Raw genomic sequence first — 12,748 nt, 5'->3', positions numbered from 1 at the left:
GGATGTGCTCAACGAAACAACCACGGCTCGATGCGGAACAAGGAGGAAACACAATGCGGATGCGTGGAATCGGACGTCGAAGCCTTCTCGCCGGCGCCGCCGCCGGTGTCACCGGCGTTCTCGCGGCGCCGTGGGTGGCACGGGCGCAGGCCAAGACGCTGCGCATCGGCATGCAGAGTATTTTTTCCGGACCGATCGCGCTGCTGGGCACGTCCTCGCGCAATGGCCTGCAGCTCGAGGCCGAGCGCATCAACGCCGCAGGCGGCATCCTCGGCCGGCAGATCGAGTTCGTGTTCCGCGATTCCAAGGGCCAGCCCCAGGAGGCGGCGCGCGTGGCGCGCGAGCTGGTGAATAGCGCCGGATGCGAAATCCTGATCGATGCCGAGGCTTCGTCGGGTGCCTTTGCCGTGCAGGAGGTGGTGCGCGATCTCGGCGTGCTCTGCATCCATTCGAACAGCGAGACCTCGTCGCTGACCGCCGATCCCAAGATCCGCGTGGCGACGGCCTTTCGCGTAGCGCGGCAGGGCGTGCACGACGCCATCGCCGGCAGCGCCTACCTCGCCGACTTCGCCAACGAGAAGAAGATCACCAAGTGGGCGACCTGCTCGCCCGACTACGCCTACGGCCGCGACACGACCAAGCAGTACCTGGAATTCTTCAAGAAGCTCAAGCCGGACGCGGAGTTCAACACCGAGGCCTGGCCGAAGCTCGGCCAGCCCGACCTCACCGAAGTCATCACCAAGCTGATCCAGGCCAAGCCGCAGGCGCTGTTCACGCTGCTTTATGCCGGAGATCTCTCGGCCTTCGTCAACCAGGGCAACGTCTACGCGCTGTTCTCGAAGATGACCGTGGCGAGCCCCAACTTCGACTATCCGGTGCTGACGGCGATCAAGAACCTACCGCAGGGCATCCAGGCCGCCACGCGCTACATCGAGACCTTCCCCGACACGCCCGCCAACAAGGAATGGGGCGAGGCCTATCGCAAGAAGTTCAACGAATATCCCACCAACTGGTCGTGGGAGAACAGCGTCGCGCTGCAGTTCGTCGAGGAGGGCGTGAAGAAGGCCGGATCGATCGACGGCAAGAAGGTCGCGGCGGCGCTCACCGGGATGAAGATCAAAACGCCTTTCGGCGTCGACGGAACCATCACCATGCGCGACGACCACACCACCATCGGCTACGCGATCGGCTGGGGTCAGACGGTGCCCAAGCCGCCCTACATCACCTCGGTGAAGCCGGCCGACTGGGGCAAGATCGTCGAGCTCGAGACGGAGTGGAAGAAGCAGCAGCATTACATCTGACGCTGCCGCCTGACGATGGATCTCGACGCGCTCGGGCATTGCCTCGCGACCGCCGCCTGCGTGGTGACGCAGACCACCAGCGGCCTGATCGTGGGCATGCTGCTGTTCCTCGTCGCCGCCGGGCTGACGCTCATCTTCGGCGTGCTGAGGGTGGTGAACTTTGCCCACGGCACCTTCTACATGCTGGGCGGATACGTCGCCTATACGACCCTCGAGCTCACGACGAGCTATGCACTCGCGGTGCTTGCCGCGGCGGCGGCGATGGCGCTGTTCGGCGTGCTGTTCGAGCGCCTGCTGATCGCGCGCGTTTACGGCAGCAACGTCCTGATGCAGCTCCTGATCTGCTACGCCGTCGTGCTGATCTTCGACGACGTGGTGAAGATCGTGTGGGGGCCCGACTTCCATGCCATGGGCATGCCGGCGGCCTTCCAGGTGCCGCCGTTCTTCATCGCCGGCGGCGTCGTGCCGCCCTTCTATGCGGTGCTGATCGGCGTCGCGGCCGCGATCGCCCTGGCGCTGGGCCTCGGCCTCGCGTTCACGCGGCTCGGCAAGACCGTCCGCGCGGCCGCGCACAATGCGGCGATGGTGGGGGTGCTCGGCATCAACACCACGCTCCTGTTCGCGGTGGTGTTCGCGGTCGGCGGGGCCCTGGCCGGGCTCGCCGGCGCATTGGCGGCGCCGGTGCGCTCGCTCTCGCCCGGAATGGGTTTCTCGATCCTGATCGAAAGCTTCATCGTGACCGTGATCGGCGGCATGGGCTCGATCGGCGGCGCACTGGTGGCGGCTCTTGTGATCGGGCTGCTGCGCGGTTTCGGCACGATCGGCTTTCCGGGCTTCACCGACGGGCTGATCTACGCCGTCATGATCCTGATCCTGGTCTTCCGCCCGCAAGGGCTGTTCGGCCGCCGCACCGCATGAAGATCCGGCCCGCCTTGCGCGACACGATCATCGCCGCCGTGGTCCTGATCGTCATCCTGTTGATCCCCGCGGTCCATCGCAATCCGGCCTTCGAGGACTACGTCATCCGGCTGAGCGCCATGGCGCTGTTCGCCACGTCACTGAATCTGCTCGTGGGCAGCACCGGCATGGTGTCGTTCGGTCATGGCATGTTCTACGGGTTCGGCGCCTATGCCTTCGCCCTGATGATGCAGCTCACGGATATGTCGCTGCCGGTGGCCGCCATTCTCGCGGTCCTGGCCACGAGCGTCGCGGCGCTTGCGGTTGGCGCGGTCTGCGTGCGGCTCAGCTCCGACTATTTCGCCTTCGTGACGCTGGCCATGCAGATGCTGTTCTTCAGCATCATCATCTCGTGGCAGAGCCTGACTGGCGGCGACCAGGGCCTGCGCGGCGGCATTCCGCGACGGGAGATCTTCGGCTTCGATCTCGGCTCGCAGCTCCATCTTTACCAATTCTGTGCGATCGTTGCGGTGCTGGGTCTGCTCGCCCTGCGCCACATATCGGCCAGCCCCTTCGGCACCACGCTGCGCATGATCCGCGACAACGAGAACCGTGCCGCCTTTCTCGGCGTCGTGCTGTGGCGGGCCCGGCTCGCCGCCTTCGTGATCGCCGGCGGCTTCGCGGGTCTGGGCGGCGTGCTGGCCGCGCTCTTCGTGTCGGGAGCCTATCCCGAGTTCGCCGACTGGCCGAATTCGGGCCAGGCGATCTTCGCCGTCATGCTGGGCGGCATCGAGAGCTTCCTGGGACCGCTGGCCGGCGCCATGATCCTGCTGGCGCTGAACGATATCGTGACCCGCACGACCGAGTATTACGGACTGGTGCTCGGAATCGTGATCCTGGCCTTTGCGCTGGGGCTGCGCCGCGGCGTGCTCGACTTCCTCCGGCTGCGCTGGAGGGGAAGGGCGCGATGAGCCTTGAGGTCCGCAATCTCATCAAGGCGTTCGGCGGCGTGCGCGCCATCGACGACGTGTCGCTGCATTTTCCGTCGGGCTCGCTGTCGGCGGTGATCGGCCCGAACGGCGCGGGCAAAAGCACCTTCTTCAACCTGATCTGCGGCGCCTTCCCGGCCGACGCCGGCCAGGTGCTGCTGGACGGGCGCGACGTCACGGCCCTGTCGCGCACCGCCCGCGTGCGCGAGGGCATCGGCCGCGCCTTCCAGGTGGCGAGCTGTTTCCCCAGCATGACCGTGCTCGAGAACCTGATGGCCGCGGTCACCTCCCATGTCGGCCAGTGGGGCAATCTCCGCGGCCGCTTCCCGTCGCCCGCGGTCCGCCAGCGCGCGATGGAGGTCGCCGAGATGGCGGGCCTGGAGGAGGTGGTCGACACGCAGGCCGCGATCCTCTCGCATGGCGATCAGAAGCTGCTGGATATCGCGCTCGCGCTGGCGCTCGAGCCGCGTGTGTTGCTGCTCGACGAGCCGACCGCGGGCATGGGGCCCGAGGAGCGCTGGCGCATGATCGAACGGGTGCGCGGTCTGTGGGAGCGCCAGAAGCTCACCCTGGTCTTCATCGAGCACGACATGGACATCGTCTTCTCGGTCGCGAGCACCATCCGCGTGCTCTGCTACGGCCGCGTGCTGGCGGAAGGCACACCCGACGAGATCCGCGCCAACCAGCTCGTGATCGACGCCTATCTCGGCACCGAGGAGCACGCGGCGTGACCGAGCTCCTGCGCACCGAGGAGCTCTGCGCCTTCTATGGCGCGAGCCAGATCCTGTTCGACATCGATCTGGCGCTGGAAGAGGGCCGCACGCTGGCGCTGCTGGGCCGCAACGGCGCCGGCAAGAGCACGACCATGAAGACGCTGGCCGGCGTCGTTCCCGCGCGCCGGGGTCGCGTCTTCTTCGGCGGCCGCGACATCACTCACGCCCCGCCCCACGCACGGGCCAGGCTCGGTCTCGCCTACGTGCCGGAGGATCGTCAGGTCTTTCCCGAGCACACGGTCGAGGACAACCTCCTGATCGCGGCGAAACCCGGCCCTGACGGCCGCAGCGACTGGACTGTGCCGCGTATCTGGGAAACCTTTCCGCTGCTCGCCAGGCTGCGGCGCCGCGCCGCGGGCCGGTTGTCGGGCGGCGAGCAGCAGCTCCTCGCGATCGCGCGCGCACTGATGGGCAATCCCTTGGTGCTGCTGCTGGACGAGCCGAGCGAAGGGCTGGCGCCGATCATCGTCGCGGAGATCGGCAAGCTCGTGCGCGAATTGGGCGCAGGCGGCGCGACCATCTTGCTGGCCGAACAGAATATGCACTTCTGCCTCAGCATTGCTTCGCATGCCGCGGTGATCGACAAGGGCCATATCGTGCATCGCGACGATGTGGCGGGACTGAGGGCCAATACCGATATTCGTCGTCGCTACCTCGCGATGTAGCGTGGACAGAACCGGAGCGTCCTGACGTCGCACGCGCAACTTGCGCCGGAGCGTGGTGTTGTCTCCTTGCAGAAGGAGCGCGTCATGTCATCCGGTCAGATTCTCCAGAGCGTCGGCTATCTTCTTTGGGCGGCGGGTTTCGCCGTGCTGATCCTGTGCCTTGGCGCCGCGACCATCCGCTACCGGCGGTTCAACGGACACCAGGACAGCCAGTAAGCGCTCCTCGGTCTATGCTTTTCTCCGCTGGCGCAGGAAGGCGATGAACGCCTTCAGCGGCACCGGAAGCTGGCGTCGGCCGGAATAGTAGAGATAGTAGCTCTGGTGCTGCGGCGACCAGTCGGTCAGCAGGGGCACCAGCCGCTGCTGCGCAAGCTCGGCGGCGACGTACGATTCGATCGTATAGCCCACGCCTACACCGTCGAGCACGGCGCGCAGCACCAGCTCCATGTTGTTCGTGACCAGCGTGCCGTTCACCGAGAGATGGAGCGTCCTCTTGCCGCGCGCGAACTCCCAGGTCGAGATCTGGTCGTTGCCGCGGAAGCGGATGCAGTTGTGGTGCTGCAGATCCTGCGGCACCCGGATCGGCGGGTTTCGCTGCAGATAGTCGGGCGAGGCGACCGCCATCAGTCGCGACGGCGCGCTCGCGCGAACGATCTGCATGTCCTTGGCGACGAATCGTCCCACCCGGATGCCGGCATCGAAACGGCCGCTGGCGATATCGCTCTGGCGGTTGTCGGTGGTGATGTCGAGCGAGATGGCGGGATGTGCGGCGAGGAAGTCCTTCACGATCGGCGCCAGCACGATGTGCGCCGCGCCCGTGGAAACGCTGAGCCGCAGGGTGCCGGTCGGAATGTTGCGAAACTCGTTCAGGTCCTCGACCGCGGCGCCCAGTTCCATGATGGCCGGCCGGATTCGCGCGAGCAGGCGCTCGCCCGCGTCGGTCAGGGAGACGCTGCGCGTCGTGCGGTTCAGCAGGCGCACGCCCAGCCGCTCCTCGAGCGTGCGGATGATCTGGCTGATGGTGGAGGGCACGACGCCGAGCTGGGCGGCGGCGCGCGCGAAGCTGCTGCGCTCGGCGACGGCAACGAAGGCGTTCAACTCGGCGAATTCCGTTCCGTGCATTGTTCGTTAATACCAACTAATCTATTCATATTGTACGGTATAATCCCAGAGCGACCAACCTGCTAGGTTCCGCTCCCCCTCAATCGGACCTCCAGGAAAATGCCGTTCGAAGCCCCGTTTCTCGCCTTGAAGACCCGCCGAAGCAGGGTCCGGACCATTTTGCTGGCGGCCGGGCCGGTCGTGGTCGTCCTGGGGGCGATCGCCTTCTACCTGCTGGGCGGCCGCTACGTCTCGACCGACGATGCATACATCCAGGCGGCGCGCGTGGAGGTGAGCGCCAACATCTCGGCCCGCGTGGTCGAGATCGACGTGCACGACAACGAGGTCGTCAAGAAGGGCCAGCCCATGGTCAAGCTCGACCGGCGGCCGTTCGAGATCGCCGTCGAATCGGCCGAGGCGAAGCTCGCGAGCGCGCGGCTGCGCATCGCCACGCTGCAGGCGGCCTACGCCCAGGCGCGTGCCGAGGAGAAGGCGGCCGAGGACACCCTGGCTTTCGAGCAGCGCGAGTTCGACCGTCAGAGCAAGCTCGCCGCGTCCGGCATCGCTTCCCGTTCCCGGCTCGACCAGGCGACGCACGATCTCGAAACGGCGCGCCAGCGGCTGGCGGCGGCGCGCCAGCGGACGGCAAGCGCGCTTGCCGAGCTCGGCGGCAAGCCCGACGCCCCCGTCGACAGCCAGCCGGGCGTGCGTCAGGCGCAGGCCGCGCTCGATCATGCGCGGCTCGAGCTTTCCTACACCGAGATCGACGCGCCGATCGAAGGCATCGTCACCAAGGTCGAGCAGCTCCAGGTCGGCGACTATGTCAACGCCGCTGCGCCGCTGTTCGCACTGGTCTCCGATACGGATGTCTGGGTAGAGGCCAATTTCAAGGAGACCGATCTCACCTACATGCGGCCGGGTCAGGGCGCCACTTTCGACGTCGACGCCTTTCCCGGCGAGAGCTTCACCGGCAAGGTGGTGAGCCTCAGCCCGGGCACGGGCTCGAGCTTCTCGCTGCTCCCGCCGGAGAACGCGTCCGGCAACTGGGTCAAGGTCGTGCAGCGCCTGCCGGTGCGGCTCTCGATCGATGGGAACCCCAACAAGGTGCCGCTGGCCGCCGGCATGAGCGTCACGGTGGAGGTCGACACGCACCATCGCCGCTCGCTTGCCTTCTGGAAATAGCCGTGAGCGACACGGGTCGATCGTCGCAAGGACGGTTCGAGGAGGTGCCCCACAAGGGCATCATCACCGTTTCGGTGATGCTGGCGACCATCATGCAGGCGCTCGACACGACGATCGCCAATGTCGCGCTGCCGCACATGCAGGGCACGGTCTCGGCCACGCAGGACGAGATGGGCTGGGTGCTCACTTCCTATATCGTCGCCGCCGCGATCACGATCCCGCTCACCGGCTGGATGGCCAACCAATTCGGCCGCCGCCGCGTGTTCCTCGTCTCCATCGTCGTCTTCACCGTCGCGTCCGCGCTCTGCGGACTGGCCGAGACGCTGCCCGAGATCGTCGCCTTCCGCTTCCTGCAGGGCGTGGGCGGCGCGGCACTGGTGCCGCTTTCGCAGGCGGTGCTGTTCGACATCAACTCGGCGCGGAACTTCGGCCGCGCCATGGCGATCTGGGGCATCGGCGTCACGATGGGGCCGATCCTGGGGCCCGCGCTCGGCGGCTGGCTGACCGACAACTACAGTTGGCGCTGGGTGTTCTACATCAACCTGCCGATTGGCGTGCTGGCCTTCCTGGGGCTGGTCTCGACGTTGCCGGAAAGCCGTGCCCCGCGCTCGTCGAGTTTCGACTTCTTCGGCTTCGCGACCTTGAGCGTCGGCATCGCGGCGCTCCAGCTGATGCTCGACCGCGGCCAGTTGCTGGACTGGTTCTCCTCGACCGAGATCATCGTCGAGGCGGTCGTGTCGAGCCTCGGCTTCTATCTCTTCATCGTGCACATGTTCACGAGCCGGCACCCGTTCCTCAATCCCGGCCTGTTCAAGGATCGAAACTTCCTCGCCTCGAATGTCTTCATCTTCCTGGTCGGCGTCGTGCTGTTCGCCACCCTGGCGCTGCTGCCGCCGCTCCTGCAGAACCAGCTCCAGTATCCGGTGGTGCTGACCGGCCTCGTCACGGCGCCGCGCGGCCTCGGCACGCTCCTCGGCATGATGATCGTCGGCCGGCTGATCCAGCGCTTCGACGCCCGGCTGATCATCGCAGCCGGTCTTCTGGTCACGGCCTACTCGCTCTGGCAGATGACCCAGTGGTCGCTTCTGATGGACTACTGGCCGATCGTGGTCTCCGGCGTGCTGCAGGGCCTGGGCGTGGGCCTCGTCTATGTGCCGCTCTCGACCGTCGCCTTCACGACGCTGCCCGGCCCGCTGCGCAACGAAGGCACCGCGTTCTTCAACCTGCTGCGCAATCTCGGCAGCTCGATCGGTATCTCGGTCGTGATGTTCCTGCTGACGCAGAACACCCAGCGCCTGCATGCCTCGCTCGCCGAGCACGTCACGCCCTACGACATGACGTCCAACCCCGCCGCCCTGGCGGCCCATGTCGATATTTCGACCGCCAAGGGCATCGCGGCGTTGAACGCCATGATCACCAACCAGGCGGCGATGATCGCCTATATCGACGACTTCCGGCTGATGATGCTGCTGACGCTGTTCACCATTCCCTTCCTCGTGCTGATCCGGCGCGCCAGGCCCCAGGCGGGCGCGCATCCCGCCGTCCTCGAATGACCAGGCCTCTGTTTCCTGGACCGGCTCTTCGTCGCCGTGGGCGGCGGATCGTTGACAGCGCAGTAGCTTGCTGTCTCCTGGATGGCACGTTAGGACCACCGCGATGAAAACGATCCTGATCATCGGCATCGGGCCCGGCGATCCGCGGCAGGTGACGGTCGAGGCGGTCGAGGCGCTGAACCGGGTGGACGTCTTCTTCGTGCTGGAGAAGGGCTCGCTCAAGCGGGACATGGTGGCGCTGCGTCTCGAGATCCTGCGTCGCTATATCGAGGACCACCCCTACCGCGTCGTCGAAGCGCGGAGCCCGCCGCGCGAGCGCGCGCCGGCGGACTACGCCGCCTGCGTGGACGACCTCAATCGCGACAAGCAGGCGGCCTTTCAGCGCATGATCGACAGCGAGCTGGGCGAAGGTCAGTGCGGCGGCATCCTCGCCTGGGGCGATCCCGCGCTCTACGACAGCACGATCCGCAACGTCGAGGCGCTCGCGCGCAAGCCGGGGCAGGCACTGCGGTACGAGGTCATCCCCGGCATCAGCAGCCTCCAGATCCTGGCGGCCCGGCACCGCATCACGCTCAACCGCATCGGCCAGCCGGTGCTGATCACGACCGGCCGGCGTCTGAAGGAAGGCTGGCCCGATGGCGCCGATAGCGTCGTGGTGATGCTCGACGGCGAGGAGACCTACAACCGCTTTGCCGATCAGGAGGTCGAGATCTTCTGGGGCGCCTATCTCGGGACGTCGGACGAGATCCTCGTTGCCGGCCGCCTGAAGGAAGCCGCCGCGAAGATCAACCGCCTGCGCCGCGATGCCCGGGCGGCGCATGGCTGGATCATGGACACTTACCTGATGCGAAGAGTCTCTCGCAGTTCATGATCACGATGCCGCCGGGACGCAGGGCCGAACGAGCATGATCGTCGATCAGGACTGCTTCTTCCGGAACGTCACGACCAGGACGTCGCGATAGGCGGGCTGGGCGGGGTTCTCGGGCTCGACCGGCGTGACGCCGTGGTAGCAGCGCGCATCGTCGACCAGCGCCGAGTCGAGCGGGTCGGTCAGGGTGAAGCTGCCGAGCGCGCGCTTGTCGAGATCGTGCACGGTGGTCGTGCCGCTGCGGATGTTGCGGCGGGCGACCAGCAGCACCAGCACATAGTCGACGCCGTCGCGATGCATGCCCTCGGGCGTCGGCTTGCCCTGTTCCCCGGGCCGGGCTTCGATGCGGAACTGATGCGCCTCGACATGCCAGTGCGCGACGTCGGGGGCCAGCCGGCCGAACAGCGAGCGGCAATATTCGAGGATGGTGCGGAAGCTCGGGCCGTCGGCGATCTCGGGCCTGATCGGCTCGAACCAGCGCTCGATGCCGCCGTTCAGGGTGTTGTAGTCGAGGCTCTGGTAGTGCGGCTGATGCGCTCCGCGGACGATCGCCCCTTGGCGCGGTGCGGCGAAGACGGCGAACCGCCGCCGCCGATAGCGGCCGCCATCGGCCATGTAGGTGTCGGTCTCGAGATCGTTCCAGCTCTCGGCGAAGGCGGCCCAGTCGGCCAGCGTGCCGAACCGGCCGAGCGCCGTGCGCATATCCGAGGCCTCGACAAACGCATAGCCGGCGCGGGCAACGGTCTGGCGGATGCCCGTCGCGTTCTGCAATCCTGTCCCGATCTCGCTCATGGCCAAAACCGTAGCACCGGCGGGTCTCGGCCCGCCATATGAGCTAATGTCGAGGCTTGCCGGAGAAAAACAATGCCTTACGCGACGACCGACGATGGCGTGAAGCTCTATGTCGAGGAAACCGGGGCCGGGGCGCCGATCATCTTCGTCCACGAATTCGCGGCCGACCATCGTTCCTGGGAGATGCAGATGCGCCATTTCGGCCAGCGCTATCGCTGCATCACCTACGGCGCCCGCGGCTATCCGCCGTCCGACGTGCCGGAGAAGCCCGAAAGCTACTCCCAGGAGCGCGCTACCGACGACATCCTGGTCGTGCTGGACCATCTCGGGATCGACCGCGCGCATGTCGTCGGGCTGTCGATGGGCGGATTCGCGAGCCTGCATTTCGGCTTCCGTCACCCGTCGCGCGCCCGGTCTCTGGTGGTGGCGGGCGTCGGCTACGGCGCGGAGAAGGACCAGCAGGCCCGTTTCAGGGCCGAGGTCGAGGCGGTGGCGGCGTCGCTGCTCGGCGACGGCATGGCGGCCTTCGCCGAGAAGTACGCCTATGGACCGACGCGCGTGCAGTTCGAGAACAAGGACCCGCGCGGCTTCGCCGAGTTCAAGAAGGCGCTCGCCGAGCATTCGGCGCTGGGCTCGGCCAACACCCAGATCGGCTGCCAGGGACAGCGGCCGTCGCTTTATGATCTCGTCGACCGGATGCGTGCGCTCGCGGTGCCGACCCTGATCCTGACCGGTGACGAGGACTGGCCCTGTCTCGCCCCCGCGCTCCTGATGAAGCGCGAGATCCCGGCCGCGGCGCTCGCGGTGATGCCGAATTGCGGCCACACCATCAATCTCGAGGATCCCGACCAGTTCAACCGCATCGTCGGCGACTTCATCGCCCAAGTCGAGGCCGGCCGCTGGCCCAAGCGCGACCCGCGCGCGACGAGCGCCTCGATCACCGGGATGAGGTAATCTTCCGGACCGCGGGCATCTTGTCCGCTCGGAGGTCGTGAGCGAGCCGGAGGCTCGCGGTCCCGGAGATCAAGCGGTCAGGCCGCCGTCGCAGACGAACTCGGCGCCGGTGGAGAAGCTCGACTCGTCCGACAGCAGGAACAGGATCATGCTCGCGACTTCCTCGGCACGGCCGAGCCGGCCGAGCGGATGCAGCTCCTCGAGCCACTGCCGGCCCGACATGTTGCCGACGGCCTGGTCGAGCCGCGGCGCGATCATGGGCGTGTCGATATAGCCCGGATGCACCGAGTTGCAGCGGATATTGTACTTCATCTGCGCGCAATGCAGCGCCACGTGCTTGGTCAGCAGCCGCACGGCGCCCTTGCTGGCGCAGTAGGCCATGGCATAGGGGGCGCCGCGCAATCCCAGCACCGACGAGATGTTGACGATCGAGCCGCCGCCCGATTGCTTCATCGCCGCGACCGCGGCCTTGCAGCCGAGGAACGTGCCCAGCGCATTGATGTCGTTGACACGGCGGTATTCCGCCAGCGTGCAGCTCTCGATGTCGGTGCGCGTGCCGATGCCGGCGGCGTTCAGCAGCCCGTGCAGGCCGCCGAAGGTGTCGATCGTGCCGGCGACGGCCTTCTGCCACGCGGGCTCCTGGGTGACATCGAGCGGCAGGAAGAGGCCAGAGGCGCCGAGCTCCCTTGCGAGAAGGCGGCCTTTCTCCTCGTCGCGGTCGGCGATCACCGCCTTGCCGCCCTCGCACACGACCAGCCGCGCGGTCGCGGCGCCGATCCCCGACGCGCCGCCGCTGATCAGCACCACCTTGCTCTCAAGACGGGCCAAGCGGCGTCCTCCTCGTCAGGCCGCAGGTGAGGCCGCCGTCGGCCACGATCTCGGCGCCAGTCACGAAGCTCGAGCGGTCGGAGGCGAGCCAGAGCACGACCTGGCCCAGCTCCGGCGGCTCGGCGATGCGGCCGATCGGATGGCGTGTGCCCAAGAAGGCCTTGCCCTGCTCGCGTCCCACCGCCTGCCACAGCGGGTCGAAGATCGCGGTATCGACGCCGCCCGGATGCACGGAATTGCAGCGGATGCCGTATCTCTTCTCGGCGCAATGGAGCGCCACGCTCTTGGTGAGAAGCCGCACCGCGCCCTTGCTGGCGGTGTAGGCAAGCGATCCGGCACCACTCACCAGGCCGGCGACCGACGAGATGTTGACGATCGAGCCGCCGGTCCCGGGCTTGTCTGGGCCGGTCTTCCTCATGCCTTCGACGGCGTGCCGGCAGCCGAGGAACACACCCTCCGAATTGACCGCCTGCACGCGCTGCCACTCCTCGACCGTGGTGGTCTCGACATTGCCCATCCCGCCGCTGATGCCGGCGTTGTTGACCAGGATGTCGAGCCGGCCTTCGCGATCCATCACGTCGGCCAGCAGGGCCTTCCAGGAGCCCTCCGAGGCCACATCGTGACGCACGAAGCGGCCGGCTCCTTCCCTGGCCTCCAGCACGTCGGCCACGATCACGGCCGCGCCCGCGTCCTGCAGCAGCTTGGCCGAGGCGGCGCCGATGCCAGAGGCGCCGCCGGTGACGATCGCCACCCGTCCCGAAAGTTCGCTCATGTCGGGGCGACCTTAGCGGCAGAGGATGCGCAAACCAAAGAAAAAGCCCCGCTCCGGAAAGCGGGGCGGTGAC

Annotated in this window: 14 protein-coding genes; 10 read left to right on the top strand and 4 right to left on the bottom strand. The window is 67.1% G+C overall.

The genetic code is table 11. The annotated features are described in order from the left end of the window. The first annotated feature begins 53 nt into the window (after window positions 1-53). The 6 genes from OJF58_RS03515 (at window position 54) to OJF58_RS03490 (ending at window position 4,841) form a co-directional block, all read left to right on the top strand. On the top strand, window positions 54-1,301 hold the full coding sequence (locus OJF58_RS03515) for an ABC transporter substrate-binding protein (protein WP_300781682.1): 1,248 nt from the start codon (window positions 54-56) through the stop codon (window positions 1,299-1,301). A 15-nt stretch (window positions 1,302-1,316) separates the two neighbouring features. Beyond that, window positions 1,317-2,219 carry a branched-chain amino acid ABC transporter permease gene (locus tag OJF58_RS03510; RefSeq protein ID WP_300781681.1) on the top strand — a complete coding sequence of 301 codons (903 nt, stop codon included), beginning with the start codon at window positions 1,317-1,319 and terminating at the stop codon, window positions 2,217-2,219. Continuing rightward, complete coding sequence (locus OJF58_RS03505) at window positions 2,216-3,169, top strand: branched-chain amino acid ABC transporter permease (protein ID WP_300781680.1); 954 nt, start codon at window positions 2,216-2,218, stop codon at window positions 3,167-3,169. The genes OJF58_RS03510 and OJF58_RS03505 overlap by 4 nt, the downstream gene beginning before the upstream one ends. Continuing rightward, window positions 3,166-3,918 (top strand): ABC transporter ATP-binding protein, encoded by a 753-nt coding sequence (locus OJF58_RS03500; protein WP_300781679.1) that lies wholly within the window; start codon window positions 3,166-3,168, stop codon window positions 3,916-3,918. The genes OJF58_RS03505 and OJF58_RS03500 overlap by 4 nt, the downstream gene beginning before the upstream one ends. Further along, on the top strand, window positions 3,915-4,625 hold the full coding sequence (locus tag OJF58_RS03495; protein WP_300781678.1) for an ABC transporter ATP-binding protein: 711 nt from the start codon (window positions 3,915-3,917) through the stop codon (window positions 4,623-4,625). Before OJF58_RS03500 ends, OJF58_RS03495 begins: the two co-directional genes overlap by 4 nt. An 84-nt stretch (window positions 4,626-4,709) precedes the next feature. After that, complete coding sequence (locus tag OJF58_RS03490) at window positions 4,710-4,841, top strand: hypothetical protein (RefSeq protein WP_300781677.1); 132 nt, start codon at window positions 4,710-4,712, stop codon at window positions 4,839-4,841. A 12-nt stretch (window positions 4,842-4,853) separates the two neighbouring features. Here the strand turns inward: OJF58_RS03490 and OJF58_RS03485 are convergent, their stop codons facing one another. Then, entirely contained in the window at window positions 4,854-5,747 is an 894-nt protein-coding gene (locus OJF58_RS03485) for a LysR substrate-binding domain-containing protein (protein WP_300781676.1), read from the bottom strand. A 99-nt stretch (window positions 5,748-5,846) separates the two neighbouring features. On the opposite strand from OJF58_RS03485, the gene OJF58_RS03480 reads away from it, so the two are divergent. The 3 genes from OJF58_RS03480 (at window position 5,847) to cobF (ending at window position 9,332) form a co-directional block, all read left to right on the top strand. After that, window positions 5,847-6,908, top strand: coding sequence for an HlyD family secretion protein (locus tag OJF58_RS03480; RefSeq protein WP_300781675.1), 1,062 nt, complete (start codon window positions 5,847-5,849; stop codon window positions 6,906-6,908). A gap of 2 nt (window positions 6,909-6,910) precedes the next feature. Further along, window positions 6,911-8,461, top strand: coding sequence for a DHA2 family efflux MFS transporter permease subunit (locus OJF58_RS03475; protein WP_300781674.1), 1,551 nt, complete (start codon window positions 6,911-6,913; stop codon window positions 8,459-8,461). A 103-nt stretch (window positions 8,462-8,564) separates the two neighbouring features. Beyond that, on the top strand, window positions 8,565-9,332 hold the full coding sequence (gene cobF / locus OJF58_RS03470; RefSeq protein WP_300781673.1) for a precorrin-6A synthase (deacetylating): 768 nt from the start codon (window positions 8,565-8,567) through the stop codon (window positions 9,330-9,332). Between the two features lie 45 nt (window positions 9,333-9,377). On the opposite strand, the gene OJF58_RS03465 is transcribed toward cobF, so the two are convergent. Further along, window positions 9,378-10,121 carry a 2OG-Fe dioxygenase family protein gene (locus OJF58_RS03465; protein ID WP_300781672.1) on the bottom strand — a complete coding sequence of 248 codons (744 nt, stop codon included), beginning with the start codon at window positions 10,119-10,121 and terminating at the stop codon, window positions 9,378-9,380. 72 nt (window positions 10,122-10,193) lie between these two features. Between OJF58_RS03465 and OJF58_RS03460 the strand changes: the two genes are divergently transcribed. Beyond that, entirely contained in the window at window positions 10,194-11,075 is an 882-nt protein-coding gene (locus OJF58_RS03460) for an alpha/beta fold hydrolase (RefSeq protein ID WP_300781671.1), read from the top strand. Window positions 11,076-11,144: 69 nt separating this feature from the next. Here the strand turns inward: OJF58_RS03460 and OJF58_RS03455 are convergent, their stop codons facing one another. Beyond that, window positions 11,145-11,903 (bottom strand): SDR family oxidoreductase, encoded by a 759-nt coding sequence (locus OJF58_RS03455; RefSeq protein WP_300781670.1) that lies wholly within the window; start codon window positions 11,901-11,903, stop codon window positions 11,145-11,147. After that, on the bottom strand, window positions 11,890-12,675 hold the full coding sequence (locus OJF58_RS03450) for an SDR family oxidoreductase (RefSeq protein ID WP_300781669.1): 786 nt from the start codon (window positions 12,673-12,675) through the stop codon (window positions 11,890-11,892). The genes OJF58_RS03455 and OJF58_RS03450 overlap by 14 nt, the downstream gene beginning before the upstream one ends. Window positions 12,676-12,748 lie beyond the last annotated feature (73 nt).

The sequence above is a fragment of the Enhydrobacter sp. genome (genome assembly GCF_030246845.1).
GTDB lineage: Bacteria > Pseudomonadota > Alphaproteobacteria > Reyranellales > Reyranellaceae > Reyranella.
The sequence above is the reverse complement of the archived record's forward strand: the minus strand, read 5'-3'. Positions and strand labels throughout refer to the sequence as shown.